The sequence below is a fragment of the Lacinutrix jangbogonensis genome, from assembly GCF_000797445.1.
Taxonomy (GTDB): domain Bacteria; phylum Bacteroidota; class Bacteroidia; order Flavobacteriales; family Flavobacteriaceae; genus Lacinutrix; species Lacinutrix jangbogonensis.
The window spans coordinates 175,341-202,317 of record NZ_JSWF01000028.1 but is presented as its reverse complement, the minus strand read 5'-3'; the positions used below and the strand labels follow the sequence as shown (position 1 = coordinate 202,317).

The 26,977-nt window shown below is 31.4% G+C and carries 29 protein-coding genes and 1 pseudogene; 22 read left to right on the top strand and 8 right to left on the bottom strand.

The features are described 5' to 3' along the window. Positions 1-59 precede the first annotated feature (59 nt). From RH82_RS09865 to RH82_RS09830, 8 genes are all read left to right on the top strand, one after another. A complete protein-coding gene (locus tag RH82_RS09865) occupies positions 60-1,412 on the top strand; it encodes an exopolysaccharide biosynthesis polyprenyl glycosylphosphotransferase (protein WP_034060357.1) in 1,353 nt (450 codons plus the stop codon). A gap of 87 nt (positions 1,413-1,499) precedes the next feature. Further along, positions 1,500-2,006: a sugar transferase gene (locus RH82_RS09860; RefSeq protein ID WP_034060354.1), complete on the top strand. Its 507-nt coding sequence runs from the start codon at positions 1,500-1,502 to the stop codon at positions 2,004-2,006. A gap of 3 nt (positions 2,007-2,009) precedes the next feature. Then, positions 2,010-3,146 (top strand): DegT/DnrJ/EryC1/StrS family aminotransferase, encoded by a 1,137-nt coding sequence (locus RH82_RS09855; RefSeq protein ID WP_034060352.1) that lies wholly within the window; start codon positions 2,010-2,012, stop codon positions 3,144-3,146. 4 nt (positions 3,147-3,150) lie between these two features. Then, positions 3,151-4,182, top strand: a complete 1,032-nt coding sequence (locus RH82_RS09850) for a polysaccharide biosynthesis protein (RefSeq protein ID WP_052158295.1) — start codon at positions 3,151-3,153, stop codon at positions 4,180-4,182. Between the two features lie 150 nt (positions 4,183-4,332). Next, positions 4,333-5,631, top strand: coding sequence for a UDP-glucose dehydrogenase family protein (locus RH82_RS09845; RefSeq protein WP_034060349.1), 1,299 nt, complete (start codon positions 4,333-4,335; stop codon positions 5,629-5,631). Next, positions 5,631-6,623 carry a UDP-glucuronic acid decarboxylase family protein gene (locus RH82_RS09840; RefSeq protein ID WP_034060346.1) on the top strand — a complete coding sequence of 331 codons (993 nt, stop codon included), beginning with the start codon at positions 5,631-5,633 and terminating at the stop codon, positions 6,621-6,623. Before RH82_RS09845 ends, RH82_RS09840 begins: the two co-directional genes overlap by 1 nt. 3 nt (positions 6,624-6,626) lie before the next feature. Continuing rightward, positions 6,627-8,036, top strand: coding sequence for an exopolysaccharide biosynthesis polyprenyl glycosylphosphotransferase (locus RH82_RS09835; protein ID WP_034060344.1), 1,410 nt, complete (start codon positions 6,627-6,629; stop codon positions 8,034-8,036). Between the two features lie 2 nt (positions 8,037-8,038). Further along, the gene (locus RH82_RS09830) at positions 8,039-8,827 is read left to right on the top strand and encodes a glycosyltransferase family 2 protein (protein WP_034060342.1); all 789 of its coding nucleotides are present in this window, start codon (positions 8,039-8,041) and stop codon (positions 8,825-8,827) included. 2 nt (positions 8,828-8,829) lie between these two features. Here RH82_RS09830 and RH82_RS09825 read toward each other — a convergent pair whose 3' ends face one another. Next, a complete protein-coding gene (locus tag RH82_RS09825) occupies positions 8,830-10,140 on the bottom strand; it encodes a phenylacetate--CoA ligase family protein (RefSeq protein ID WP_034060340.1) in 1,311 nt (436 codons plus the stop codon). 310 nt (positions 10,141-10,450) lie between these two features. Here RH82_RS09825 and purD point away from each other — a divergent pair, with 310 nt between their 5' ends. Then, positions 10,451-11,722 carry a phosphoribosylamine--glycine ligase gene (purD, locus tag RH82_RS09820; RefSeq protein WP_034060336.1) on the top strand — a complete coding sequence of 424 codons (1,272 nt, stop codon included), beginning with the start codon at positions 10,451-10,453 and terminating at the stop codon, positions 11,720-11,722. Here the strand turns inward: purD and RH82_RS09815 are convergent. Beyond that, on the bottom strand, positions 11,717-11,944 hold the full coding sequence (locus tag RH82_RS09815; RefSeq protein WP_034060335.1) for a DUF6341 family protein: 228 nt from the start codon (positions 11,942-11,944) through the stop codon (positions 11,717-11,719). The genes purD and RH82_RS09815 overlap by 6 nt on opposite strands. Positions 11,945-11,985: 41 nt before the next feature. Between RH82_RS09815 and RH82_RS09810 the strand changes: the two genes are divergently transcribed. Continuing rightward, complete coding sequence (locus RH82_RS09810) at positions 11,986-12,909, top strand: DUF6427 family protein (RefSeq protein ID WP_034060332.1); 924 nt, start codon at positions 11,986-11,988, stop codon at positions 12,907-12,909. Here RH82_RS09810 and upp read toward each other — a convergent pair. Beyond that, positions 12,898-13,557 carry a uracil phosphoribosyltransferase gene (upp, locus tag RH82_RS09805; RefSeq protein ID WP_034060573.1) on the bottom strand — a complete coding sequence of 220 codons (660 nt, stop codon included), beginning with the start codon at positions 13,555-13,557 and terminating at the stop codon, positions 12,898-12,900. The two genes, RH82_RS09810 and upp, sit on opposite strands and share 12 nt — an antisense overlap. 75 nt (positions 13,558-13,632) lie before the next feature. On the opposite strand from upp, the gene RH82_RS09800 reads away from it, so the two are divergent. The 3 genes from RH82_RS09800 to RH82_RS09795 are packed head-to-tail and all read left to right on the top strand — an operon-like array spanning position 13,633 to position 15,332. After that, positions 13,633-14,238: a DUF4254 domain-containing protein gene (locus RH82_RS09800; RefSeq protein ID WP_034060572.1), complete on the top strand. Its 606-nt coding sequence runs from the start codon at positions 13,633-13,635 to the stop codon at positions 14,236-14,238. A 60-nt stretch (positions 14,239-14,298) separates the two neighbouring features. Beyond that, entirely contained in the window at positions 14,299-14,679 is a 381-nt protein-coding gene (locus RH82_RS19115) for a glycosyltransferase family protein (RefSeq protein WP_316930923.1), read from the top strand. After that, positions 14,646-15,332, top strand: a complete 687-nt coding sequence (locus RH82_RS09795; RefSeq protein ID WP_316930922.1) for a glycosyltransferase family 9 protein — start codon at positions 14,646-14,648, stop codon at positions 15,330-15,332. Before RH82_RS19115 ends, RH82_RS09795 begins: the two co-directional genes overlap by 34 nt. A 28-nt stretch (positions 15,333-15,360) precedes the next feature. On the opposite strand, the gene RH82_RS09790 is transcribed toward RH82_RS09795, so the two are convergent. Then, positions 15,361-16,416: a ferredoxin--NADP reductase gene (locus RH82_RS09790; protein WP_034060330.1), complete on the bottom strand. Its 1,056-nt coding sequence runs from the start codon at positions 16,414-16,416 to the stop codon at positions 15,361-15,363. Between the two features lie 107 nt (positions 16,417-16,523). On the opposite strand from RH82_RS09790, the gene RH82_RS09785 reads away from it, so the two are divergent. The 3 genes from RH82_RS09785 to RH82_RS09775 are packed head-to-tail and all read left to right on the top strand — an operon-like array spanning position 16,524 to position 18,144. After that, a complete protein-coding gene (locus RH82_RS09785; RefSeq protein WP_034060328.1) occupies positions 16,524-16,862 on the top strand; it encodes a PadR family transcriptional regulator in 339 nt (112 codons plus the stop codon). Further along, positions 16,862-17,491 (top strand): hypothetical protein, encoded by a 630-nt coding sequence (locus RH82_RS09780; protein WP_034060326.1) that lies wholly within the window; start codon positions 16,862-16,864, stop codon positions 17,489-17,491. Before RH82_RS09785 ends, RH82_RS09780 begins: the two co-directional genes overlap by 1 nt. Positions 17,492-17,496: 5 nt before the next feature. After that, positions 17,497-18,144 (top strand): hypothetical protein, encoded by a 648-nt coding sequence (locus tag RH82_RS09775; protein WP_034060324.1) that lies wholly within the window; start codon positions 17,497-17,499, stop codon positions 18,142-18,144. A gap of 255 nt (positions 18,145-18,399) precedes the next feature. Here the strand turns inward: RH82_RS09775 and RH82_RS09770 are convergent. Both RH82_RS09770 and RH82_RS09765 read right to left on the bottom strand, forming a co-directional pair. After that, positions 18,400-19,245: pseudogene (locus RH82_RS09770) on the bottom strand (IS256 family transposase, variant Zn-binding type); the annotation flags it as partial. 328 nt (positions 19,246-19,573) lie between these two features. After that, a complete protein-coding gene (locus tag RH82_RS09765) occupies positions 19,574-20,164 on the bottom strand; it encodes a carboxymuconolactone decarboxylase family protein (RefSeq protein WP_034060322.1) in 591 nt (196 codons plus the stop codon). A gap of 58 nt (positions 20,165-20,222) precedes the next feature. Here RH82_RS09765 and RH82_RS09760 point away from each other — a divergent pair, with 58 nt between their 5' ends. The 6 genes from RH82_RS09760 (at position 20,223) to RH82_RS09735 (ending at position 25,680) form a co-directional block, all read left to right on the top strand. Continuing rightward, positions 20,223-20,645 (top strand): OsmC family protein, encoded by a 423-nt coding sequence (locus tag RH82_RS09760; protein ID WP_034060320.1) that lies wholly within the window; start codon positions 20,223-20,225, stop codon positions 20,643-20,645. A gap of 74 nt (positions 20,646-20,719) precedes the next feature. Next, a complete protein-coding gene (gene recJ / locus RH82_RS09755; protein ID WP_034060318.1) occupies positions 20,720-22,408 on the top strand; it encodes a single-stranded-DNA-specific exonuclease RecJ in 1,689 nt (562 codons plus the stop codon). Positions 22,409-22,490: 82 nt separating this feature from the next. Continuing rightward, positions 22,491-23,240 (top strand): hypothetical protein, encoded by a 750-nt coding sequence (locus tag RH82_RS09750; protein WP_034060315.1) that lies wholly within the window; start codon positions 22,491-22,493, stop codon positions 23,238-23,240. Positions 23,241-23,299: 59 nt separating this feature from the next. Beyond that, positions 23,300-23,623 (top strand): OmpA family protein, encoded by a 324-nt coding sequence (locus tag RH82_RS09745; RefSeq protein ID WP_034060312.1) that lies wholly within the window; start codon positions 23,300-23,302, stop codon positions 23,621-23,623. A 58-nt stretch (positions 23,624-23,681) separates the two neighbouring features. Next, complete coding sequence (locus RH82_RS09740) at positions 23,682-24,941, top strand: MFS transporter (RefSeq protein ID WP_034060309.1); 1,260 nt, start codon at positions 23,682-23,684, stop codon at positions 24,939-24,941. Positions 24,942-25,020: 79 nt separating this feature from the next. After that, positions 25,021-25,680, top strand: coding sequence for a peptidoglycan-binding domain-containing protein (locus RH82_RS09735; protein ID WP_034060307.1), 660 nt, complete (start codon positions 25,021-25,023; stop codon positions 25,678-25,680). On the opposite strand, the gene RH82_RS09730 is transcribed toward RH82_RS09735, so the two are convergent. Together RH82_RS09730 and RH82_RS09725 are read right to left on the bottom strand one after the other, a co-directional pair. Then, entirely contained in the window at positions 25,677-26,429 is a 753-nt protein-coding gene (locus RH82_RS09730) for a UDP-2,3-diacylglucosamine diphosphatase (protein WP_034060305.1), read from the bottom strand. The genes RH82_RS09735 and RH82_RS09730 overlap by 4 nt on opposite strands. Positions 26,430-26,465: 36 nt before the next feature. Then, on the bottom strand, positions 26,466-26,915 hold the full coding sequence (locus RH82_RS09725) for a 6-pyruvoyl trahydropterin synthase family protein (RefSeq protein ID WP_034060303.1): 450 nt from the start codon (positions 26,913-26,915) through the stop codon (positions 26,466-26,468). Between the last annotated feature and the right edge of the window lie 62 nt (positions 26,916-26,977).

Sequence of the window (26,977 nt, the reverse complement as noted above, 5' to 3'; positions counted from 1 at the left end):
AATATTTAATAATCTAAGCCTCTTAACCTTAAGGTTGTTTTGGAATATAATGTATAGAAGTGAATTATAGACAGCATCGTTTTTCGGGATTTATAAAACCAATAGCTTGTGGTATAGATATTGGTATTATAATCTCTTTATTATTTATATTTCCGTTAAAGATCACAAACTTGTATCTACTCATAGGGTATAGCTTGTTCTTTTGGCTCTTAATAGCTTTTAAAACAGGTTTTTATAATGTCCAGCGTAGTACAAAAATGATTCCACTTGTGCGTCTTGTTTTTTTACAAATGTGTTTTTATGCCTTAATCTTATATGCCTTTATTGGTTTTTTTAAACAATCAGAAGTAAGTCGATTATATTTGGCATACTATTTTGCAACTTGTTCTGCATTGGTTTTCACGTTTAAAATTTTAATCTATATATTGCTTTTAAAATATAGGGCTGTATTTAAAGGGAATATTAGATATATTGTTGCTATAGGTGATAATAGTATAATGAATCAGCTTATTAAAATTTTTAAAGATCGACTAGATTTTGGATACGAATTAAGCAAACAATTCAATACTAGGTCAGAAGATTTTTCATTAGAAAAGTGTTTTAAATATGTTTTAGAAAATAAAATCGATAAAATCTATTTTTCAGTTTCAGAACTTTCTAATAGCCAAATAAATAAACTAATTAATTTTGCAGACAATAATTTAAAAGAGCTTAAATTTATTCCTGATAATAAAGAAGTTTTTAGCAAAAAATTAAAATATGAATATTACGACTATATTCCAGTTTTATCACTCCGCGAGGTTCCTCTAGATAAGCCTATAAATAAAATTGCTAAACGTATTTTCGATATTATCTTTTCTTCCTTAATAATTGTTTTCATTTTATCTTGGTTTGCACCAATCATTGCAATTTTAATTAAGTTAGAATCTAAAGGGCCTGTATTCTTTAAACAATATAGAAGTGGTCATAGTCATACAGAATTTGAATGTTTTAAATTTAGATCGATGACAATTAATGAAAATGCAAACCTAAAACAGGCAACAAAAAATGATATGCGTGTTACTAAAGTAGGTAGATTCATTAGAAAAACTAGTATAGATGAATTACCTCAGTTTTTTAATGTATTTTTAGGAGATATGTCTGTTGCTGGACCAAGACCACACATGATTAGTCACTCAAATATGTACGCTAAAAGTGTAGATAAATTTATGGTAAGACAGCTTGTAAAACCCGGTATAACTGGTTTAGCTCAAGTTAGTGGTTTCAGGGGGGAAATAGAAACTAAAAAGGACATTATAAATCGTGTTCGGTTCGATATTTTTTATGTTGAAAATTGGTCGTTATTAATGGATATTAAAATTGTAATACAAACCTTTTTAAACGCTCTCAGAGGAGAAGAAAAAGCTTATTAAATCCTTTGTGTAGTTACAAATATTATAAATGTTAAAAACAATTACACATTATAAATACTATAAAAGGTTAAGCGACATCTTTTTTTCATTATTATTTCTTTTTTCTTTTCGTGGCTGATTTTACTTTTAATTGTCATAGCAAGTATTGATACAAAATCACTTGGGTTATTCACTCAAACCCGAATTGGCTATCTTAAAAAAGAGTTTATAATTTATAAGATTAAAACATATCAAAAGAATCAAACCATTTCTAAAATAGGTTCTTTTTTACGTCGTTCTAAGTTAGACGAACTTCCACAGATTTTTAATGTGTTTTTAGGTGATATGAGTTTTGTAGGACCCAGACCAGACATTTTAGGATTTGCAGATGTTTTAATGGGAGACGATGCTATTATTTTATCTGTAAAACCTGGTGTTACAGGACCTGCAACGTTATATTTTAAAAGAGAAGAGCAATTACTTGCAAGTCAAAGTAACCCTGAAGCATATAATAGAGATGTTATTTGGCCTAAAAAAGTCGAATTTAATGTTAAGTATGTACAGGAATTAAGTTTTAAAAAAGATATGTATTACCTTGTTAAAACCTTTTTATAATGTATGAAATCTAAGATTTGGTTATCGTCTCCACATATAGGCGAAATGGAACAATACTACGTTAAAGAATCTTTTTCAGAAAACTGGATAGCACCAGTTGGACCTCATATTATAGGTTTTGAAACTGCTATTGATAAGTATTTAAAAAGGTCTAGTTTTTCAACTGCTTTAGTTTCGGGTACAGCGGCCATTCATTTAGCATTAAAATTATTAAATGTTAAAGCTGGAGATGAAGTGTTGTGTCAAAGTTTCACCTTTGTAGCTACTGCAAATCCAATAACCTATTTAGGAGCCACACCTGTTTTTGTAGATAGCGAAATAGAAACGTGGAATATGTGCCCTAATTACTTAGAGGAAGCTATAATAGACCGTATAAAGTTAAAAAAGAAACCTAAAGCGATCATTTTTGTGGATCTCTACGGTATGCCAGCCAAAATAGATGAGATTTTAGAAATTGCTTCACAATACAATATTCCTGTTATTGAAGACGCGGCTGAAGCTTTAGGCTCTGAATATAAAAATAAAAAGTGTGGCACATTTGGTGATTTTTCAATCTTTTCGTTTAATGGTAATAAAATTATAACCACTTCTGGTGGTGGCGTCTTAGTAAGTCGTAATAAGGAAGATAAAGAGAAAACACTCTTTTATGCAACACAAGCTAAGGAGAAGGCGTTACATTACGAGCATAAAGAAATAGGTTTTAATTACAGGTTGAGTAACGTTTGTGCGGCAATTGGAAAAGGACAAATGGAAGTGCTTTCTAAACGCATTGCTAGACGACAATTAAACCATTCATTTTATCAAGACCTATTTAAGGGAAGTAAAGATATTACAGTGTTTAAATCGGAAGACACGAATTTTAAATCTAATTATTGGTTAACGTGCATATTAATAAATACCCAAGCGCATTTTAATAAAACGGAATTTATAAATTACTTAGCAGCGCATAATATAGAGGCGAGACCTTTATGGAAGCCATTACATTTACAACCCGTTTTTACAAATAACCCTTTTTACGGAACAACAATTAGTAGCAATTTATTTAATCAAGGTGTTTGCTTACCTTCGGGATCTAATATGTCTTTAAACGATAGGCTTTTTATAGCTGAAGTTTTAGTTGAATTTATAAAAAGAAAATAATGTTATGTTTAAAAATAAATGTGTCCTAATTACAGGTTCAGCGGGAACAATAGGATCCGCTTTAACGCATTTTATACTACAAAATCAGCCTGCAACAATTATTCTATTAGATAATGCTGAAACACCTCTTTTTAACCTAGAAGAAACTTTACGTTTAAAAGGATTAAAAATAGATCACATTAAATTTGTACTTGGTAGCATTACGAATATAGCACTCATAGAAAAATTATTTAGTACACATGCTATAGATTTTATTTTTCATACAGCAGCATATAAACATGTGCCAATTATAGAAAGAAATCCAATTCCTGGTGTAGAAGTAAATTGTATAGGAACTAAAATACTTTCAGATGCATCTATAAAACACAAGGTTAAAAACTTCATTTTTATTTCTACAGATAAAGCTGTCGAACCAGCAAATGTAATGGGAGCTACTAAACTTCTCGCGGAAAAATATATAAATGCATTAAGTGAAAAACATCCAGAATCTACACGATTTATAACTCTAAGATTTGGTAACGTTATAAACTCTAACGGATCTGTAATTCCATTATTTAAAGAACAATTATTAAATAATGGAACACTTACAATTACAGATAGAGAAGCAACAAGGTATTTTATTAGTCTTTCAAAAGTAATTATATTATTGTTTGAAAGTTTAAAATTTGCAAAAACAGGAGATGTTTTCTTATTTGAGATGGGAGAGTCTAAGTCTATTTTAGAAATAGCAAAAGAGACAATAAATGAATTGAATTTTAAAGAAGAAAAAGTGCAAATAGAGACAATTGGCTTAAGACCAGGAGAAAAACTACACGAAGATCTAGTTGCAAGTGATGTAAATAAAGAAAAAACACAGCATCCAGAAATTTACTTAGTAAAGGAAAAGAAAATATTATCTTTAAAAGAAATTACAGTAGATATAAATATACTTCAAAAATTAGCGAACGAACAAGATACCATCGCTGTTGTAACGCAACTTAAAAGGATATTAAAAACGTTTAAAAGTCGAAACTCAGAATTTGAAGATTTAGATTAAACATCTTTGTAGAAAATAATACAACTATAAAGGGTTTCTTTTATATTTGCTAGAATAGAAATATTCCCTTTCTTTTATTGTAATTTGTGCAATAAAAAAATAGCTATTTCAATAGCATATTAAGATTTTAGAACATAAGAAAAATAGTCAATGAAAATAGCAGTAATAGGTACAGGGTATGTAGGTTTAGTAACAGGAACTTGCCTTGCAGAAACAGGAAACGATGTGCTTTGTATAGATATAGATGCAAATAAAGTTAAACAAATGCAGAATGGTCAGGTACCTATTTACGAGCCGTATTTAGAGGTTTTATTTGAAAGAAATATTAAAGCAAACCGTCTAAAATTCTCAACTAATTTAGCTGAAGGTTTAGAGCATGGGGATATTATTTTTCTTGCTTTACCAACACCTGAAGATGAAGATGGTTCTGCCGATTTAAAATACATTTTGGGGGTTGCAGACGATATAGGTAAACTTATTAAAGATTATAAAGTTATAGTAGATAAAAGTACCGTTCCAGTGGGTACCTCAGAAAAAGTGGAAGCAGCAATTGCTAAAAACGCTACTGTAGATTTTGATGTGGTTTCTAATCCAGAATTTTTGAGAGAAGGCTTTGCTGTAGACGACTTTTTAAAGCCAGAACGAATTGTTATAGGCGCAAGTAGTGACAAAGCTATTAAGCTTATGGAGAAACTTTACAATCCCTATGTGCGTTCAGGAAACCCAATAATCGTAATGGACGAGAAATCTGCGGAACTTACCAAATATGCCTCAAATGCCTTTTTAGCTGCAAAAATTACATTTATGAATGAGATTGCTAACTTTTGCGAAAAAGTAGGTGCAGATGTCGATAAAGTTAGAACAGGAATGGGCACCGATTCTAGAATCGGTAAGCGTTTCTTATTTCCAGGTATCGGCTATGGTGGTTCTTGCTTTCCAAAGGATGTAAAAGCACTTCACAAGTCAGGAAAAGACAATAACTATAATTTTCAAATTCTTGACGCGGTTATCAGTGTAAACGCAAAACAGAAATTGGTGTTAATTCCTAAAATTAAAGCACATTTCAAGAATAATTTAAAAGGCAAAAATATAGCTATTTGGGGATTAGCATTTAAACCAGAAACAGACGATATTCGTGAAGCACCAGCACTTTATATGATAGATAGTTTGTTGGATTCTGGAGCTAATATTACAGCCTTTGATCCAGAAGCTATGCCAAATGTAAAGAGAAAGCTAGGAGATAAAATAAACTATGCACAAAGTATGTATGATGCTTTAGAAAATGCAGATGCTTTAATAATTTGTACCGAGTGGAGTCTTTTTAGAACCCCAAATACTAATAAAATGAAGTCCGCAATGAATGGTAACATTATTTTCGATGGACGAAATTTATATGATGTTAAAGATATTGTAAACGAAGGATTTAAATATATATCAATAGGAAGATAATGAGCTTAAAAAAAGTATTAATAACAGGAGCAGCAGGTTTTTTAGGTTCCCATTTATGTGACCGCTTTATTAATGAAGGCTACCGGGTTATTGGTATGGATAACTTTATAACGGGAGATAAAAAAAACATATCTCACCTTAAAGATCAAGCTAATTTTAGTTTTATAAAACACGATGTAACAGAGTTTATTAAAATTGAAGGTGATTTAGATTATATTTTACATTTTGCATCACCTGCGAGCCCAATAGATTACCTTAAAATACCAATCCAAACACTCAAAGTTGGATCTTTAGGGACACATAATTTGTTAGGTTTAGCTAAAGCTAAAGAGGCGAGATTACTTATTGCTTCTACATCAGAAGTATATGGAGACCCTTTAGTACATCCACAAACGGAAGAGTATTATGGAAACGTAAATACTATTGGACCCAGAGGTGTTTATGATGAAGCTAAACGCTTTCAAGAGTCCATAACAATGGCTTACCATAGATTTCATGGAGTAGAAACACGCATCGTTCGTATATTTAATACTTATGGTCCAAGAATGCGACTTAATGATGGTCGTGTTATTCCAGCTTTTATGGGTCAAGCGTTGCGTGGTGAAGATTTAACTGTTTTTGGAGATGGTATTCAAACGCGTTCTTTTTGTTATGTAGACGATCAAGTAGAAGGTATCTTCAAATTACTTTTAAGTGATTACAGTTATCCAGTTAATATTGGAAACCCACATGAGATTACAATAAAAGATTTTGCTGAAGAAATTATTAAACTTACCAATACAACACAAAAAGTAATTTATAAAGATTTACCTGTAGACGATCCTATGCAGAGACAACCAGATATTTCTTTAGCAAAAAAACTATTAGGTTGGGAACCAAAAGTAGGGAGAGCAGAAGGTATGAAAATCACTTTCGATTACTTTAAAAACCTAAGTAAAGACGAGTTATATAAAAGCGAACACAAAGATTTTTCAAGTTATAATATTAAATAGTAAATGGAATATACGCGCGGAAGATATTCTTGGTTAATGAGACCTTTTTTGGTGCTTTTCGACTTGTCTATTATTAATCTTTTAGCGTTTTATTTATTCAATTTTAATGAGGAAAACCTTTATTTTTTCTCCACAACTTTTTTCAACAATAAACAACTGTTGTATATAGTATATTCCATTATACTTTGGATGTTTTCAACTTCTTTTATTAGCTATTATAAGGTTTACAGATATACTTCTCCTATAAATATTTTTTCACTTTTAATTAAACAATTTCTAATATTTTCCCTACTAGTTTATGCTTTTATTGGTGTTTTTAGGAGTGTTAATATTCAAGCTTTCGTAACTTTTAAATATTTGGTTTCAGCCTTCTTAATTATTGGCTCTGTAAAAATTATAAGTTACTATTTACTTAGAGCCTTCCGTTTAAGGCTAAAAGGAAACATTCGGCGTATAGTTATTATAGGAGATACCGAAGGTGCAAAGGAATTAAAGTCAATTTTCCTTCAAAAAAAGGAACTAGGTTACAAATTGTTAGCTTGTTTTAGTAATAGCAAGTCTAAAGATATTACTGGAAATATAAAAGATAGTTTTTTGTTTTTAGAATCAAAAGAAGGTATCGATGAAATTTACTGCGCACTAGACGAACTCACTGAAAACCAAGTTAAGGACTTTGTGAAATATGCTAATATTCACCATTGCAATATTAAATTTATACCAGAAACTAAAAAGTTGTTTTCTAAGCGATTAAAAACAGATTTTTACAATTATCTTCCTGTACTATCCATACAACAAGTAGCTTTAAATAACGATTTTAATAAGTTAGTTAAACGTATTTTCGATGTTATTTTTTCGTTGATTATTATCGTTTTTATATTGTCTTGGGTTTCCGTTATTCTATTTATTTTAATAAAACTAGAGTCTAAAGGACCATTATTTTATAAGCACAAACGTAATGGAATAAACTACAAAGAATTTAACTGTTATAAGTTTAGATCTTTAAGAACAGTTAAAGAGGTTCAAGGCACTTATGTGAAACAAAACGATACAAGATTGACTAAAATTGGTAAATTTTTACGCCAAACGAGTATAGATGAATTGCCACAATTTATTAATGTAATTTTAGGAGACATGTCTGTTGTGGGACCAAGACCGCACATGTTATCTTACACGGAAGACTACTCTAAAAAAATCGATAAGTATAATTTTATTTTCCGTCATCATGTAAAGCCAGGTATAACTGGTTTAGCGCAAATAAAAGGTTATAGAGGTGAAATTAAAAGTGATGAAGATATCATTAATCGTATAAAATTCGATAACTTTTACATTGAAAACTGGTCTTTGTTATTAGACCTTAAAATTATTATTCAGACTACTTTAAATATTTATAAAGGTCAAGAAAAAGCTTATTAATTATGAAAGCACTTGTTTCTATAATTACACCACTTTACAATTCGGAAGCGTTTATAAACGAGACCATTCAATCTGTATTACAACAAACCTATTCTAATTGGGAATTACTTTTAGTAGACGATTGTTCTACCGATGAGACTATTAGTATTGCTAAAAACCATATTGCGAAAAATAGCAATATAAAGCTCCTTAGAAACGAAACCAATCAAGGAGCCGCAATTTCCAGGAACAAAGGCATAATAGCTGCCAAAGGCGATTATATAGCATTTTTAGATGCAGATGACCTTTGGAAACCAGAAAAACTAAATAAGCAAATAGCATTCATGCAAAAGGAAAATTGCCATGTATGTTTTAGTAGTTACGAGCAAATTGACGAAGTAGGAAAACCGTTAAATAAATTAGTACAAGCCTTACCAATATTAACCTATAACAAATACTTAAAAAGCAATTATATTGGCAATTTAACAGGGATATACAATGCTCGTGTACTGGGTAAAATAACATCGCCTAATTTACGCAAACGTCAAGATTGGTTGTTATGGTTAAATGCAATAAAAGCTTCAGGTAAACCTGCTAAAAGCGTCAAAGAATCGTTAGCCTTTTACCGTGTTCGAGAAAACTCTATGTCTTCTAACAAAGTAGAATTATTAAAACACAACTATTGGGTTTATAAAAGAGGTTTAGGTTTTTCTACATTAAAATCAATGTATTGTATGTTAGTATTTCTTGTAGAACATTTTTTTATAAAAAGTAAGCAAACGGTTACTATTTCTTCTTTAAAATTAGAATAGTATTATTTTACATATGAAATAAACTGTTTTACTTTTCCACTTTTAGCGCGTTCTAGACTTTTTTTCCTCTCGAAGGAAACCGTTAAACCAGGTTCTAAATAGTCGTCAAGGGCTTTTTTAATTGTAGCTTTTTGCGTTTCTGTAAGTTTATCATCAGCCACATAACTCACTTTAAATGTGTCGAGCTTAAACTGTTCTAACATAAACTCTTTTATTTTGGAAGTGTCCTCAATAACCGTTTTTGTAACGTAATACATTGTAAAACCTGCAGCTGTTTTACCGCTAGGTAAGTTTAAAGTGTCGTTAGTTCTTCCTATTAAAGATTTTAAAATAGGCTTACTTAGGGTACTGTGTTTTGACAGTATGCCAATATCACCTATATCGTAGCGAATAAATGGGTGCGCTTTATTATAAAGCGATGTAATTACTATTCGACCTTGAGCACCATAAGGTAGAATTTTATCGTTTTCATCTAAAATTTCAACATATAAATCGTCACTATTAATAAGCCATTCATCGTTAGTATTTTGAAATGCTATTAGGCCTAATTCTGCACAGCCATATTCGTTAATTACTGGAACACCAAATTGTTCTTCCATGAGTTTTTTATCGTTTTCAAACAATGTTTCAGAGGTTGCGATATAGGCTTTTAGACTTTTACATTTATCTTTTAGAATAATATTTTCACGCTTTAAATACTTTCCAAAAAGCGTCAATGCATTTGGGTAGCCATAGAGATACTCAAAAGACGATTTACTAAATAACTCGACATTTTTAGAAAGTTGTGCATCACTCATATCAAAAACCGAAAACCGAAACCTATTACTTAATTTATCCTTAAGCCTCTCTTTGTAATAACTCATTTTGTCTAGAGGAATACCATAAAATCGAGCCTGTTTGGAGGTGTTTAAATCTAAATCATACCAACTGTATCTATCCATAAAAATAGCCCAAGATAAAGCATGAGAAAACTGATCTTTTGCGAATGATAAAGGGTAGCCTGAAGAACCAGATGTGTTATTAATTTGACAATTTTTACTCGAAAAACCTTCTGAAAGCCTATTATTTATAGGTTGCTGTAAATCACGTTTAGTCAAAATAGGAATACTATTCCAATTTTTCACATGAGCATCTGTTGCAAATGATTTATAGAATGAATTACACTTTAAATGATAGGTTAAAATCGCTATTCTTTTGTCAATAATATGCTGTTCTTTCTCTGTGGTATTTAATGCACTTATTTTTTCCAAAACAAGCTTCGCTTTTTTAATTGGAAAGCCTTTTAGTTTTAAGGAAAGATCAAATAGATTCAATTGTAAATATTTAAGAAATTAAAATCTAATTTAATAAAAAAATGCATTGTAATTTAATAAATGAGACTGTAATCTTGGTAAAAAAACATAAGATTGAATTTACAGATTGATTCCATTAAAGCTCAATAACTCTATTATTCAACCTTTTCATATAAATAGGACTTCCTTTGTTAGTGTTTTTAATCTACTCAACCATTAATACCAAATCAATTTCAAACCTTTTTATTATAGGATAGGTTTCAGTTGAAAAACTTAATTTCGGAAGAGTGTTTTAATTCAAATCAGTATTTTTGCATAAACAACATCAACTATGAATATATTAATACTGGGTTCTGGAGGTAGAGAACATACTATCGCTTGGAAAATAGCACAAAGCAACAAGTGTAAAAACTTATTCGTAGCTCCAGGGAATTCGGGCACTGCAATAGTTGCCACTAATATTCCCATTGGTGTAACCAATTTTAAAGCCATAAAAGAAGTCGTATTAAACAATAATATTACTATGGTTGTTGTTGGACCAGAAGACCCGTTAGTCTTAGGTATTCATGATTTCTTTTTAGAAGACGAAGCGCTTAAAAACGTTGCGGTTATTGGCCCACAAAAAGCAGCAGCAGAATTAGAAGGTAGTAAGGAATTTGCTAAAGAATTTTTATTTAGACATAATATTCCAACAGCCGCATACCAAAGTTTTAATGCCAATAGTGTAGAAGACGGTTATGCCTTTTTAGAGACATTAAAGCCACCATACGTGTTAAAAGCCGATGGTTTAGCCGCCGGAAAAGGAGTGGTTATTTTAGAAGATATAGATGAAGCTAAAGCAGAGTTAAAAGCCATGCTTGTAGATGCTAAATTTGGTATAGCGAGTACCAAAGTGGTTATTGAAGAGTTTTTAGATGGCATAGAATTAAGCTGTTTTGTTTTAACAGACGGTGTAAATTACAAAATCCTTCCAACAGCCAAAGATTATAAGCGCATTGGAGAAGGAGATACCGGCTTAAATACCGGTGGAATGGGAGCTATTTCTCCTGTGCCTTTTGCAGATGATATTTTCATGTCTAAAATAAACGAACGTATTGTTATTCCTACCATTAACGGATTACAAAAAGATAATTTACCTTATAAAGGTTTTGTGTTCATAGGCTTAATAAAAGTTGGAAATGAGCCTTTTGTTATCGAATATAATGTGCGTTTGGGTGATCCAGAAACAGAAGTTGTTTTACCGCGTTTAAAAAATGACTTAGTTGAAGTTTTTGAAGCCGTTGCCAACCAGACTTTGGATAAAATAGGCATAGAGATAGATGAGCGTTCTGCCGCAACAGTTATGTTAGTTTCTGGTGGATACCCGGAAGCTTATGAGAAAGGAAAGGTAATATCTGGTATAGAAAGTATTAAAGGTTCTATAGCTTTTCACGCAGGAGCTCAACTTAAAGATGATAAAGTAGTGACCTCTGGTGGTCGAGTTATGGCAATTACGAGCTTTGGAAATACATATCAAGAGGCCATAAAAAAATCTTATCAAAATATAGAAAGACTACATTTTGATAAGATTAATTATCGAAAAGATATTGGTTTCGATTTATAGGTACGAGTGCGAAGAGATACTTTTATCTTCTTCGTTATTACTGTCAAATTTCTTTAATTGTAACATCCAGAAAACCATTGCTACTAAGCCAATAACAGCAAATAGCCAGTTAACACCGTTTGCTGCAAACCAGTTTTCTAATTCTAATGCTCTAAACATATCGTAAGGTGCAAATGCAACATTTACAAAAAAGTCTTGGATAGCGTAAAATAAGTCTTTCATAATAATAGTAAATTTATATAGCAAAAATACAAAAACAGATAATGATTACAAGCATTTTTAGTAAATCTAAACCAATTAATTTTTTAATTGTTTTTTCGTTATCTCTATTAGCACTGTTTGTTGCTATTTATAAGTATAGCTATATTACTTTAAATAGAGATTCAATTTCTAAATTTGCTCCTATTTTTTTATGTTGTTTTTTATCGGTTTTATTAGTAGACTTTATTGTTACTAAAAATTCATTGTCTAAAAAAAGAAATACCGAAGTTTTATATTTTACAGCATTTTTACTTACTATTCCTCAGGTTTTTTTAAACTGGGAAATTGTATTATCTAATTTTTTAGTGCTTTTGGCACTAAGGAGAATTATTAGTTTAAGGACACAAAACGAGCACATAAAAAAGCTGTTTGATGCAGGTTTTTTAATTGGTCTTGCAAGTCTGTTTTATTTTTGGTCGCTACTCTTTTTTATCTTAATATTTCTGGCTCTTTTATTTCACGCAGAATCCGAAGTAAAAAAATGGATTGTACCATGTATTGGTTTAACAGCAGTGGCCATGACTTCTATAAGTCTCTCTATTATTCTAAGCGATGACTTTTTTTCTGTATTAAACATGGATACAAACGTGAGTTTTAATTTTAATGCTTATAATTCTATTCAGTTTATTGTGGCCATAACGATGTTGTTGTCTTTTGGTTTATGGGCTTCAATTTTTTATTTAAAGGATATTAGTAATAAAAAGAAAACCTTTAGACCATCATACAAGGTCATTTTTGCGATGTTTATTTTAGCGCTTTTTTTAGTCATTATTGCACCAAAAAAGAGCGGAAGTGAATTTTTGTTTTTATTCGCTCCATTAGCTATTATTATTTCAAACTATATAGAAACCATAAACGAAAAATGGTTTAAAACGCTCTTTGTTATTTTTATTTTAGTAATTCCGTTTGTATTATTAGTGTTGTAGTTTTTCTCCAAAAGCCAAATCTCCTGCATCACCTAAGCCAGGCACAATGTAACCCTTACTATTAAGTTCTTTATCAATGGTTGCAATCCATAAATGTGTATTTTTTGGAAAATTTTCAGCAACAAAGTCAACGCCTTCTTGCGCGCCAATTACTGCCGCTAAGTGAATCTCTTTTGGTGTTCCAAATGGTTTTAAAGCTTCAAAAGTAGCGAGTAGCGATTGCCCTGTTGCTATCATAGGATCTGCAAGAATTAGTGTTTTACCCTCTAAACTTGGGCAAGCAAGATATTCCACAATAATTTCAAACGTTTCAGGGTTTTCTAAATGGTGCCTGTAAGCAGAGATAAAGGCGTTTTCAGCTTTGTCAAAATAATTTAACAAGCCATTATGTAATGGTACTCCAGCTCTTAAAATAGAACATAATACAACGTCATTGTCAATGGTTTTTACTGCAATTTCAGCTAACGGTGTTGTTACGTTTTGGGTTTTAAAACTTAATGATTTACTCATTTCATAACCTAAAATTTCACCAATACGCTCTATGTTTCTTCTAAAACGCATGCTGTCTTTTTGAATGTCGACATCTCGTATTTCGGATATAAAAGTATTTAAAATTGAATTCTCATCGGATAAATTATGAATTTGCATCATGTTGTAAGTAAGTATTGAACGGTAAAGTTAAATATTTATACGTAATTTTACAGTGATAAAAAATAAATGACTATGTTTTCAACTAAAGCAAATGCTATTTTTCAAGATGTAATAGCAAAATACCACCAGATTAATACTGTAGATCAACCATTTACTAATAAATATGATAAATCAGATTTATTAGAACATTTACTGTATAGAAAATGTTGGATAGATACTGTGCAATGGCATTACGAAGATATCATTCGTGATCCACAAATAGATCCAGTGGCTGCCTTAAAGTTAAAGCGAAAAATTGATGCTTCTAACCAAGACAGAACAGACATGGTGGAATATATTGATGGTTATTTTTTAGAAAAATATAATGATGTTTCTTCTAAAAGCGATGCTACAATTAATACCGAAAGCCCAGCTTGGGGAGTAGACAGATTATCTATTTTGGCACTTAAAGTGTACCATATGGAAGAGGAAGCAACAAGAGCTAACGCTTCTAATACGCATAGAGCTGCTTGTCAAACTAAACTAGACATTTTATTAGAACAGCGTGTAGACTTATCTACTGCTATAGATACTTTATTAGAAGACATTAGTAAAGGCAATAAATACATGAAAGTGTATAAGCAAATGAAAATGTATAATGACGATGAGCTTAATCCTGTTTTAAGAAACCAAAAATAATAATTGTGTCATTCAGAACGAAGTGAGGAATCTCGCTTTTTAATATTTTGAATGCGTTCAATGACATATAATATTATGGCCGTAAAACAAAAACACATTCTAGTAATTAGACTCTCAGCAATGGGAGACGTTGCAATGTCTGTTCCGGTTTTGCGTGCTTTTTTACAACAACATCCTAATATTAAACTTACCGTGTTAACACGAGCGTTTTTTAAACCCTTTTTTAGGGATTTAAAAAATGTTACTGTTTTTTCGCCTGATTTAACAGGAAAACATAAAGGTTTTTTTGGACTTTATAGACTCTCTAGAGCGTTAAAGAATCTAGGAATAGATAAGGTTGCAGACTTACACAACGTTTTAAGAACAAAGATTTTAAAGTTTTTTTCTTCGGAAGAACTTTCAAGCAATTGGATAAAGGTAGAGGTGAAAAGAAAGCTTTAGTAGAAGGTCGCAAATTCGAGCAACTAAAAACAACACAAGAGCGCTATGCTGATGTTTTTAGAACATTAGGTTATACTCTAGACCTTTCTAATCCTACTTTTCCTGAACAATCTAAACTTGAAGATAGTACACAAAAATTGTTAGGAAAAGACAACAAAAGTTGGATTGGAATTGCACCTTTTGCGCAGTACGAGTCTAAAATGTATCCTTTAGATTTATTAGAACACGTAATATCTGTTTTATCAAAAACCCATAAAATCGTCTTGTTTGGAGGCGGAGAAAAGGAAATTAAAACTCTAAATATCTTTCAAAACAATTATGATAATGTTGTTAATCTAGCAGGGGAATTGTCTTTAAATCAAGAGTTAAATGTTATTTCTAATCTAGATGTTATGCTGTCTATGGATTCTGGAAACGCACATATTGCTGCAATGTTAGGGAAAAAAGTAATAACGATTTGGAATGTTACACATCCTTTTGCAGGTTTTACACCTTTTAATCAACCAGAAGATTATAGTTTGCTTGCCAATAGAAGTCAGTTTCCCCTAATTCCAACATCAATTTACGGTAATAAATATCCAGAAGGCTATAAAGAAGCCTCTAGAACAATTGCTCCAGAGGCTATAATTAGAAAGATAGAATCGATACTATAAAATTAATAAGATCTAAAAGAGTCTTTTTTTATACATCATCATAATCCACAACAATTTTTGCGCTCGTAGGTTGCGCTTGGCAAGTTAATACTAAACCTTCGGCAACTTCATTATCTGTTAGTATATTGTTTTGTCTCATCGTCGCTTCGCCTTCTTTAACCCTAGCAATACAACTACTACAAATACCACCTTGGCACGAGTAAGGCGCATCTAAATCTTTATCTAAAGCGGCTTCTAAAATAGTTTGAGATTTAGACATTACAAAGGTTTTTTCTTCGTCGTCCACAATCACTTTTATTTCTGTTTCTCCTTTGTTTACAGCATTTTCTATCGCTTGCTCTGCTTTAGCAACTTTAAAAAGTTCGAAAAACACCTTGTCTTCAGAGATATTATTCTCTGTTAATACATCTTTTACTGTATGTATCATGGCTTCTGGACCACAAAGATAAAAGGCGTCTATAGAAGTGTGTTTGTATTTGTTTTTTACAATAAGATTAACTGTGCTCTTTTCTATGCGACCAAATAAAGCATCTGGTTCTTGAGATTGGCTAAACACTAACTTAATGTCGAAACGGTCTTTGTATTCGTGATGTAGTTCTAGTATTTCGTTTAAAAAAATGGTGTCCTTAGTTGTTTTATTTCCATAAACTAATATAAATGTACTGTTTAATTCTTCTTCTAAAACAGCTTTTGCAATACTTAAAACAGGAGTAATGCCACTTCCAGCGGCAAATGCAGCTATAGTTCTAGGTTTAGAATTATCTGGAGTAAAAGTAAAACGGCCTTGAGGTTCTGCAACTTCTAGAAGGTCTCCTTCTTTTAAAGTATTATTTGCATGTTTAGAAAATGTTCCGTTCTCAACCTCCTTAATTGCCACAGTAATGTTTCCGCTTTTAGGCGATGAGCACAAAGAGTAATCTCTACGCACTTCTTCACCGTTTAAAATAGTTTTAAGCGTAATGTATTGCCCAGCAGAAAAGTTAAATTTTTGTTTTAAATGCTCTGGAATATTAAAACTTAACGTCACACATTTATCTGTTTGACGGGTTATGTTTTTTATTGATAGTTTATGAAAATGTGACATCTGTTTATTTTTTGTAAAAATAGTGAACAAGAAATTAATTAAAATCAATTATGAAAAAAATAATACCTAAGATTATTATGCATAAGAAAATTATGTATATTTGAAGTATGAGTAATTCTAAATTATATAAAGGAAGTTTAACCACTATTATTTTGAAGCTTTTAAACGAAAGCGATAAAATGTATGGTTACGAGATTACCCAAAAAGTGAAGGAGTTGACCAAAGGCGAATTAAAAATTACCGAAGGCGCATTGTATCCTGCATTACATAAACTTGAAGCTCAAGGTTTGCTTGATGTTGAGGTTAAAAAAGTAGATAACCGTTTACGTAAATACTATAAAATTACAGAAAGCGGTGAAAAAGAAACCAGTAATAAGTTAAATGAGTTAGCTAATTATATTGCAACTATGCAAGCATTGGTAAACCCTAAATTTAGTTTGGAGTAATGGTAGAGTTACGTAAAGAAGATATAAAAAAGATAGATGAATTTTTAATTCGTCATAAAGTTAAGTTTATAGATGTCCGTATAGAATTGATAGATCACTTAGCTTCAAAACATGAATTAGAGAGCCAAACCGAAAAACTGCATGCTTTTTTAATGAGGAATCGTGATTTTATTAAAACCTTTACTAAAGAAAGGCAAAGTAAAATTCATTGGATCTATCAAAAACAAATTATTAAGCAAGTAGCTTTGTTTTTTTATAAACCAAGGTTTATAATTTTCACTGCATTAATAGCTTTTGCTTTGTTTAGTATAAAGGAGTTAAATATTCAAAAAGTAACACTTTGGTTGTTTTTAATATCTATTGTTATACCACTTGCCATTGCTCTTTATAAACAAATTAGGACTTCATCTAAATTAAAAAAAATGCAATCTTATCAAACAGTTTGCGGTATAATGTCTATGCCAAGTTTATTTTTATTTACTCCAGTAAATGCTTATTTGCCGTTTGATAGTAATTTATTCTATATCTATTGGTTTACAGCGTTAATTTTTGGCATTTCTGGACTAATTGTTTTTAATAGACTGCTTAAAGAGACTAATATAAACTACAGTAAAATTGTATCAGCATAGTTAGTATGAAATTAACTAAAGAAGAAATCCAGTTTATCGATAATTACTTAGAAAATTCTGATGTGATTCATGCAGATATTCGCATGGAAATTACAGATCATGTGGCTTCAGAAATTGAAGCTATTATGAAAGCCAATTCAGTAGCTACTTTTTACGATGTTTTTATAAAGTATATGGTTGAAAATAAAGCAAGCTTATTAAAGGAGAATAATAATTTTATTAATTCTGTTATTAACAAAAACACTAAACTTATACTTAAAGAATTAATTGATTATAAAACAATAATTCTATTTGTGGTTTTAATGTTTTTATCGCATTTTTATTTAGCAGAATTATCCGTTAAGTCGATTAATAATGTGTTTGGAGTTCCTTTAGTGTTAATCGTAATTTTAATTACGATTTATATTATTGCTTGTAAAGTATTCAAATATTCACGCTTTTCTGGAGTAGAAAGATTAGGTTTTATGTATTTTGTTTTAGTTCAAGCGCTTAATTTTATCTCAATTATTATTAGACCAAGAATAGAAGAAGGAATTAGCACAATTTTTATTTCTACGGCATTAACTATTAGTATTGTTTTAATTTATGTTTTTGCAAAAGTATCTTTCACTATAATAAAATCGTATTTAACTCAATATAAATCTATTGTTTAGTAGTATGAAATTAAGGCGTAATAGACAAAATGGTTGCTAATTTGGTGTAATATTTTCCAAGTGGACAAAATGGTTGCTGATTTTATTCTTAATTCTTTGCTATTGAGGAAACAGAAAATATCATAAATTTTAACCTAATAAAACAGAATTAGATTCTAATAAAAACGAACACGTCTGACACCTATTTTAAGCTAGACAAAAACAACAAGTTATGAAGCCTTTTACTGCTTCTTTTTTATGTCGTTTTAAAGTGTATTATCCTTTTAAAAATTCATTTATAAATTTGATTTTCCTGTTTTTAGTCAAGCCATTATGATTCCTCAATTTGTTTTTTAAATCTGAAAAATGACCATCAATCATATTTGTTGTATTAGGTATATTTTGATCGAAATTATCATACCAAGTAAAGAGCCATTTTATATTTGTGTTTAGACTTCTATAAGCACTTCTGAGTCGTTTATGAGTATAGTAACTTTTTCCTGTTTCGAGGTTTGTAGTGCGCTCATTTAGGAAGCATTCCCATTTTGTAAACCATAATCCTAAGCCTCCAGCAAAAGATTCTTTATCGTTCTGTTTTAACAAGCTTACAAGTGCTTTAAGCTCAATTGAAGCAGGCATCTTAGGGTTTTTAGTTATGTATGGTCGTATGGTTGCAACCTGATGAAACTGACAAAGCTGTACAGGTAAATTCTTAAACAATCCTAGAAGCCCCTTTCTTCCATCACAGACAATTGCAACTATAATATAGCCTCTTGATATGAGGTGATTAACACCTTCTAAGTAAAGTGTATTAGTTTCTGAACGGACATAATACCAAAGTAGATTTTCTTTGGTGTAGGCGTCCTTAAATAACATCAAACCAAAGCTTCTACCCCAATAGGTTGTATCCATTAAAACTACAATTTTACTCGGAATGTGCTTTGGAATTGTAACCTTGTATAAATCCATTTTTCGCTGGATAGTTCTCTTAGAACATCCGTGCTTTCTAGCAAGTTGCTGGTAAGTCTGTTTTCCTCCTGTAAAAAACGTGCCGCAGGATAAACATTTGTAGCGTTGTTTTTCATTTCTAATCCCATATTTTTTGGTTAGGGAACTCTTACAATAAACACATTTTTTTTATTCAAAGCCTTTGATTTACTATAAACCTAATCAATATAAGGGCTAACAAGATTATCAGCAACCATTTTGTCTATTACATCAAAAACAATAATACCGAGGCATAACCACGTGTATAAAAAACAGCAGTTAAGATCTGAACTTAAAGTTAACTTCTTTTCTGCTATCTTTTATTAATCTGAAAAAAGACACATTTTAAACTACTACTTTATATGTTTTATTAATATGACTTTCTAAATAATGTTGTGTTATAACTTCGGTCAAAATAACTAACAAAAAAACCTCACTATTTCTAACAAGGTTTCAATTTCATCTAAACATGTTTCCCAACCTCAAAACCATGTTTTCCAAGGTATTGGTTTCCGCTATCTATAGCATCTCCTTCAAGTGTTGTTCCCATAGAATCATTCCATCTGTTTAGGTAACCAAATAACGAAATAACACCCAACATTTCTACAATTTCACCTTCAGTCCAGTGGGCGTGTAAACGTTTTTTTATGTCTGCATCAACCGCATTTGGCACTTGAGAAGCCGCCAAAGAAAAATCTAAAGCTGCGCGCTCTGCATCGTTAAAAGCAGCATGTGTTCTGTATTCCCAAATATTATCTAACTGTTCTTGTTCTGCGCCATAACGCTCTGCTGCTCTTATAGCATGTGCTTGGCAATAACGACAACCAGTAGCATTACTACTTACCCAAGCAATCATACGTTTTAAGGCAGAAGTTACTTTACCTTCATTAGCCATAACCGCTTTATTTAAGTTTATAAAAGCTTTTGAAATTGCAGGTCTGCGTTGCATGGTGAGCACAGAATTAGGACAAAACCCTAAAGTTTCATTAAAAAATTCTGCAAGTTTTTTTGTTTCTAAATCGTGTTCAGCATCTAAAGGTGTTACTAGTGGCATATGTTTGGTTTTTTAATAGTATTTTTGAGAGTATCAATTAACGAAAAATTCTTCAATTATGTCACATAAAGTAACAACTGTTTGGAAAGAAAAAATGATTTTCGAAAGCGATAATCCCAATGGTTATCTGTTTAATTTAGGGCAGTCTGAAAACAGTAACGACCCTTACAAACCATTAGGGCCAAAAGCTGTAATGTTATCTTCTTTAGCAGCGTGTTCTGGTTTAGATGTGGTTTCTATTGCAGAAAAAATGAAAACAGAATTCTCTGATTTTAAAATTGAAGTCGCAGGCGAGCTTACAGACGAGCATCCAAAAACATACCATACTGTAATTGTAGATTATCATTTTTATGGTAGTGCTTTAGATGAAAAAAAGATAACCAAAGCTGTTGCTCTTTCAGTTGAAAAATATTGTGGTGTCATGGAAATGTTTCGTCAGTTTGCTGAGGTTAAAACGAATATTATATTCCATAATAATTAAATGTTTGTCATTCAGAGTACAACGAAGAATCTCATAATGACACTGTAAATATTTTTCTCTTTTAACTAAAAAAAATGCGCTGGACTCTAAAACCAAAACCGAATCTTGAAACTGTACAGTTTTTACAACAAGCATTGCGAGTTGAAGAGCCTATTGCAGCACTTTTGGCACAAAGAGGAATAGAGACTTACGCTCAAGCTAAAGATTTTTTTAGACCAAGTTTAAGCGATTTACATGATCCTTTTTTAATGAAGGATATGCAAAAAGCGGTCGGTCGTATCGAAAAAGCGATAGAAAACAACGAAAACATTTTGGTTTATGGTGATTATGATGTCGATGGTACAACAGCCGTGTCGTTGATGTCTTCCTATTTAAAAACCGAATATCCAAACGTTGCTACTTACATTCCAGATCGTTATGGAGAAGGTTATGGCATTTCTTTTCAAGGCATTGATTTTGCCGAAGACAATAATTTTAGCTTAATAATAGCACTTGATTGTGGTATAAAAGCGATTGATAAAATCGCTTACGCGGAAGAAAAAAATATCGATTTTATAATTTGCGATCATCACAGACCAGGAGAAACGGTACCAAATGCAGTTGCAGTTTTAGATCCAAAACAAGACGATTGTAATTACCCTTATAAAGAATTGTGTGGTTGTGGCGTTGGTTTTAAATTGATTCAAGCATTAGCATTAAAAAAAGGAAAAACCATTGACGATTTGGTTGAATATCTCGATTTGGTAGCCACAGCTATTGGAGCAGATATTGTTCCTATTACAGAAGAAAATAGAATTCTAGCTTATTTTGGACTGCAAGTTATTAACGAGAAACCTAGAGCTGGATTTAAGGCTATAATAAATCAGATTAAAAAAGAAACACTAACTATTACAGATGTTGTGTTTGTTATTGCGCCTAGAATAAATGCTGCTGGCAGAATGAAGCATGGTCAATATGCAGTAGATTTATTAACAGAAACCAACATTGAAAAAGCTGCGGCTTTTGCAAAAGAAATAGAAGATTTTAATACAGACAGACGTGAAACAGATAGACAAATTACAATCGAAGCTCTTGAGCACATTGAAAAACAAAAAGAACAGAAAAGGGTTACTACTGTTGTTTATAGCCAAGACTGGCATAAAGGTGTTATTGGTATTGTTGCTAGTCGATTAATAGAAACTTATTATAGGCCTACTTTAGTGTTTACTAAAAGTGGAGACAAATTAGCGGCATCTGCAAGATCTGTAAAGGGTTTCGATGTTTATAATGCTTTAGAAGCGTGTTCGGAACATATCGAGCAGTTTGGAGGCCATAAATATGCTGCAGGTTTAACACTTAAAGAAGAAAACTACGACGCTTTTAAACAAAAATTTGAAGACGTTGTAGAAGCTACAATAGATAAAAGATTGTTAACCCAAGAAATTACAATAGATAGACAGATTGAGCTTAACGATATCTCAGATAAATTCTATCGTATTTTAAGTCAGTTCGCACCTTTTGGACCAGGAAATATGTCGCCAGTTTTTATGAGTGATAATTTGCATGATACAGGTTATGGTAAATGTGTTGGCGAAGACGATAAGCATTTGCGAATTACCGTAAAACAACCCAATAGCGATAAAATAGTGTGTATTGGTTTTGGTTTAGGCAATAAGCTAAGCCTTATTAAAAATAAGAAACTATTTAAAGCGACATATTCTATAGATGAGAATGAATGGAAGGGTAATGTGTCTTTACAATTGAAGTTGCGAGATATTCAATAATAGTAGTGTTATTTGGCACTCAAACTTCTCCCTTAATGTCAAAAATATATAATATGTCTATTGCTTATGCGTTTAAATTATTATGAAATTAAAAGCAATGTTACTTTTTCTTTTTTTATTCGGAAGTATAAATGCGCAAAATTTGGTATTGAATCCTAGTTTTGAGGCCTATATTAATTGTCCAATAGTTATAGGTAGTTTTAATAGAGATGTCCAAAACTGGTCTACACCAAATTCTGGTAGTACAGATTATTACAATTCTTGTAAAACTGAAAGAGGTCTAAAAGGTTTAGAAAATTATAATGGGTCTCAGAAGGCTAGAACTGGAAAAGGTTATGCTGGAATCTATGTATTCACAGATGATAATTATAGAGAATATGTTCAAGGAGAACTGAAGTTGCGTTTGGTAAAAGGGGAAGAATATATAGTCTCATTTTATGTTAGCCTTGCTAAAAAATCAACACATAGTATTTTAAACTTAAGCGTTTTGTTTACTGAAGAAGAACTGAGTAAGTGTTATCATTCAAATTGGTGTGAGAAATATATAAGACCCAAAAGGGTAACTTCAAAAAGTTTCACATTGATTAAGAATAATAAGAATGTATATTATCAGCAAACTGAAGATTGGATAAAAGTTTCATTTTCTTTTTTTTCAAATGGTTTTGAGAATTATTTTTCAATTGGGAATTTTAAGTCTAATAGTAAGACTAAAAAAAAACAAATTAAAAAAAATATAAAACCCAAGTTTTCTTATTATTATATTGATGATGTTTCAGTTGAAAATATTGATAATGATTCAATCATTGAAAAACCGTCAGAGGTAAAAAAATAATAATAAAAAAAGAAGAGGTTTCTCTTCTCAAAACTCAAAAAACTTACACCTTTAAAAACGTGTTTTTCGAGTTCGATAAAGCTGAATTACAAAACATTTCTATTGAAGAATTAGATAAATTATTCATTTATTTAACCAATAATGTAAACCTGAATATCGAAATCTATGGTCATACAGATACTATAGGATTAGCAAAGAGAAATAATGAATTGTCTTTGCAACGTGCAAAATCAGTTTCAAGCTATTTAATTAATAAAGGTTTAAAACCAGAAAGGATTAAATGGTTTGGTTTTGGTAGTTCTAAACCAATTACGGTAAACGATACTGAAGCCGATAGAGCAAAAAATAGACGTGTGGAGTTTAAACTAATTAAGAAAAACTAAAATAACAACTATCCTTAGTATACTTTTGCGTTAATATTTAAAACTACCTTAAAATTTAATGGCTAAAAACGATCCATACGCAGCATTACGGTTTAAAGAGTTCAACGTCTTTTTAATTATGCGTTTTTTATTAATTTTTGGATGGTCTATGCAATTTATTGTAATAGAATGGCAAGTCTATGCGTTAACAAAAGATCCTTTGTCTCTTGGTATTATAGGTTTAATGGAAATTGTTCCGGCCTTTACAATGGCATTATTTGCAGGACATATTGTAGATCAACGTGAAAAAAGAAACCTCCTAGCTCTATGTATTGTAGCATTTTCAGTTATTAGTTTTGCTTTGTTTTGGCTAACGTCTAATACCATTTCTCAAACCTGGTCTAAAACCAGTTTGTTGTATTCTATTTATGCTCTAGTATTTTTTGGCGGCTTTTTACGCTCGTTTTTTGGACCTACTATTTTCTCATTAGTCGCTTTAATTGTTCCAAAAAAAATCTATCCTAATGCCGCAACATGGAGTAGTTCTACTTGGCAAATGGCACGTGTTTTAGGTGTTGCATTTGCTGGGTTTTCAATAAGCTGGATTGGTGTACATTGGTCTTTATGCATTGTATTTGGCATGGTAATGGCTTCGCTAATAATGGTGTTTAAGATTTCTAAAAAACCAATATTAAACCCTAAAATAGGAGAGCCGATACTTCAAAGTTTAAAAGAAGGTGTCAGTTTTGTGTTTAAAACTAAAGCCATATTAGGAGCATTAACCTTAGATATGGTTTCCGTTTTATTTGGTGGAGCAGTGGCACTTCTAGCTGTTTTTGCAGAAGATATTTTAAAAGTTGGACCAAGAGGTTTTGGTATTTTAGTAGCTGCACCATCAGTAGGCGCTTTTTTAACAATGTTAGTAACCGCTTATATTCCAATAAGTAAAAATGCAGGACTAAAATTGCTTTTCGCCATTTTTGGGTTTGGTGTTTGTATTATAGTGTTTGGGATGTCTTCAACGTTTTGGATTTCGGTTGTGGCGCTATTTTTTAGTGGTGTAACAGATGGCGTTTCTATGGTTATTAGGCAAACCATACTTCAGCTTAAAACACCAGATAATATGCGTGGTCGCGTATCGTCGGTTAACTCGATGTTTGTTGGTTCTTCTAACGAGTTAGGCGCTTTCGAAAGTGGTGTAACGGCAAAACTTATGGGAACAGCCACTGCTGTTGTTTTTGGAGGAACCATGACATTAATTACTGTTATTACTACCGCAATTGCATCACCAAGTTTTAGAAGACTAGATTTAACTAAAGATTTTGAGGCTAACGGTTAAGACTTAAATATTAATTAAGTTGAAATTCCCTTATATTTGTTTTCACTAATCAACTGTATTTATACATCACAAGCAATCAATGAAAAAAATACTTCTCTTTATACTTGCTGTAATTATCCTAATTTTCACTTATTCTGAATACAAAGAATACCAACGGTTTCATCCTAAAAACGCAAATATTAAACCTGATGAAGCTATAGATGTAAATTACCACAATCCAGAAACAGTTTATAATTATTATGGTGCTTTAGAAGAAGCAAACAACTATATGCAAATGCAATGGAGTGCTAATGGAATAGATGTAAGAAGTCCTGAAGATAATGACGAAGAAACAACATTAGCAATTTCTGAATACGGAAGAAAAGTAGCGGAATTAAAGTACTACAAGGCTGTTTTAGAGCAATCTAAAACACTAAAAAGTAAAGGTCTAACAAATCAAGATATAAAGCTGTTTGAAGCAAAAGGCGTTTCTATTGCAGACTATAATAAAGCGGAAGCTACTTTAAAACAAAAACAAATATTATTGGATATGATGCCACAAAAAACCTTGTTTTCTCAAGAGAAAAGCGCCTTTGTTTTCGAAATGCAAAAGCTTTTAGTAAAAAATGGGTATGCTATTCCTGTAGATGGTGTTTATAAAAACATAACGTCTGAAGCTTTAAAAAGCTTTGAAGAAAAGAATAACTTATTTCCAGATGGTAAAATAGATTTAATGACTTTGAAGATATTGATGAATTAATATTTCTTTAATTCCATAGTTTCACCATCAAAAACACCATAAGTATAATAGCTTACCCAGTCGCCAAGATTTACATATCTAGATTTGTCGCTTAACTTAATATCTAATGGTAAATGCCTGTGTCCAAAAACAAACAAATCTCTATGTTTAGTCTCTAGTTTGCGTTTGCAGTATTGCGCTAACCACTCGTTGTCTTCACCTAAAAACTTAGCGTCGTCGTCTCCAGAAATCATTTTGTTTTTCACAGAAAGATGTTGTGCTATACGCATACCAAAATCTGGATGGAGCCAACGGTATAACCATTTAAAAAACGGATTAGTAAACACTTTTTTCATGCGTTTATAACCTTTATCTCCAGGACCTAAACCATCTCCATGGCCAATAAAGAATGTCGTGTTATTAAACGTGTATTCTTGTGGTTTATGGTAAACAGGAATGTTTAATTCTTCTTCAAAATAGCCATTCATCCATAAGTCGTGATTACCAACAAAATAATGAATAGGAATGCCAGAGTCACTAATTTCTGCAAGTTTCCCGAGCGTTCTTGTAAAACCTTTTGGGACTACAGTTTTGTATTCCATCCACATATCAAACAAATCTCCTAGAAGAAATATAACTGCTGCATCTTCTTTTATTTCATCTAACCAAGCGACAAATTTTTGTTCACGTGGAAATGATTGCTCTTTTGTAGGAGCACCAAGATGATTATCTGAAGCGAAATATATTTTCTTTCCTTTTGGAATTTGCATGTTGTAAATATAATTAATTCTTGCTTTCTCAGGAATTTAGTTTTCACTTGCATACCACTCTGCATATGAACTATCTGTTTCTTGAAGTTTTAAGGAGTGTAATTGTATGTCTGCCGGTAAACGGTTTTTAATTTTTTCAGCAAAATCGATCACCATCATCTCACTTGTTGGCTGGTAATCCACCAAAAGCACATTGTGACCTCTGTCTTTAAGTTCTTTTGCTAACTCTACATGAGGTGTGTTTTTATTGAAAACAGTAGCATGATCGAACACATTAACAATTTCCTCTTTCACAATCTTTTTTAAGTCGGTAAAGTCTATAACCATTCCAAACTTTACATTTGTATTATCTGAAATTGGCTTACCAAAAACAGTTACAGATAGTTTGTAGCTATGTCCATGAACATTTTTACATTTCCCATCGTAACCATAAAGTGCGTGACCTGTTTCGAAAGAAAAAAGTTTAGTAATACGAATATTTCCCATTATCTGCGGTTTTTGTACCTGTTATATAAATAGATTATGACGATAACAAAGGCTAGTATAGC

Bases quoted from the DNA above. Each gene is read 5' to 3' on its own strand.
- RH82_RS09855 (WP_034060352.1), top strand. From the start codon at position 2,010: ATGAAATCTAAGATTTGGTTATCGTCTCCACATATAGGCGAAATGGAA.
- RH82_RS09850 (WP_052158295.1), top strand. From the start codon at position 3,151: ATGTTTAAAAATAAATGTGTCCTAATTACAGGTTCAGCGGGAACAATA.
- RH82_RS09845 (WP_034060349.1), top strand. From the start codon at position 4,333: ATGAAAATAGCAGTAATAGGTACAGGGTATGTAGGTTTAGTAACAGGA.
- RH82_RS09840 (WP_034060346.1), top strand. From the start codon at position 5,631: ATGAGCTTAAAAAAAGTATTAATAACAGGAGCAGCAGGTTTTTTAGGT.
- RH82_RS09835 (WP_034060344.1), top strand. From the start codon at position 6,627: ATGGAATATACGCGCGGAAGATATTCTTGGTTAATGAGACCTTTTTTG.
- RH82_RS09830 (WP_034060342.1), top strand. From the start codon at position 8,039: ATGAAAGCACTTGTTTCTATAATTACACCACTTTACAATTCGGAAGCG.
- purD (WP_034060336.1), top strand. From the start codon at position 10,451: ATGAATATATTAATACTGGGTTCTGGAGGTAGAGAACATACTATCGCT.
- RH82_RS09815 (WP_034060335.1), bottom strand. From the start codon at position 11,944: ATGAAAGACTTATTTTACGCTATCCAAGACTTTTTTGTAAATGTTGCA.
- RH82_RS09810 (WP_034060332.1), top strand. From the start codon at position 11,986: ATGATTACAAGCATTTTTAGTAAATCTAAACCAATTAATTTTTTAATT.
- upp (WP_034060573.1), bottom strand. From the start codon at position 13,557: ATGCAAATTCATAATTTATCCGATGAGAATTCAATTTTAAATACTTTT.
- RH82_RS09800 (WP_034060572.1), top strand. From the start codon at position 13,633: ATGTTTTCAACTAAAGCAAATGCTATTTTTCAAGATGTAATAGCAAAA.
- RH82_RS19115 (WP_316930923.1), top strand. From the start codon at position 14,299: ATGACATATAATATTATGGCCGTAAAACAAAAACACATTCTAGTAATT.
- RH82_RS09790 (WP_034060330.1), bottom strand. From the start codon at position 16,416: ATGTCACATTTTCATAAACTATCAATAAAAAACATAACCCGTCAAACA.
- RH82_RS09785 (WP_034060328.1), top strand. From the start codon at position 16,524: ATGAGTAATTCTAAATTATATAAAGGAAGTTTAACCACTATTATTTTG.
- RH82_RS09780 (WP_034060326.1), top strand. From the start codon at position 16,862: ATGGTAGAGTTACGTAAAGAAGATATAAAAAAGATAGATGAATTTTTA.
- RH82_RS09775 (WP_034060324.1), top strand. From the start codon at position 17,497: ATGAAATTAACTAAAGAAGAAATCCAGTTTATCGATAATTACTTAGAA.
- RH82_RS09765 (WP_034060322.1), bottom strand. From the start codon at position 20,164: ATGCCACTAGTAACACCTTTAGATGCTGAACACGATTTAGAAACAAAA.
- RH82_RS09760 (WP_034060320.1), top strand. From the start codon at position 20,223: ATGTCACATAAAGTAACAACTGTTTGGAAAGAAAAAATGATTTTCGAA.
- recJ (WP_034060318.1), top strand. From the start codon at position 20,720: ATGCGCTGGACTCTAAAACCAAAACCGAATCTTGAAACTGTACAGTTT.
- RH82_RS09750 (WP_034060315.1), top strand. From the start codon at position 22,491: ATGAAATTAAAAGCAATGTTACTTTTTCTTTTTTTATTCGGAAGTATA.
- RH82_RS09740 (WP_034060309.1), top strand. From the start codon at position 23,682: ATGGCTAAAAACGATCCATACGCAGCATTACGGTTTAAAGAGTTCAAC.
- RH82_RS09735 (WP_034060307.1), top strand. From the start codon at position 25,021: ATGAAAAAAATACTTCTCTTTATACTTGCTGTAATTATCCTAATTTTC.
- RH82_RS09730 (WP_034060305.1), bottom strand. From the start codon at position 26,429: ATGCAAATTCCAAAAGGAAAGAAAATATATTTCGCTTCAGATAATCAT.
- RH82_RS09725 (WP_034060303.1), bottom strand. From the start codon at position 26,915: ATGGGAAATATTCGTATTACTAAACTTTTTTCTTTCGAAACAGGTCAC.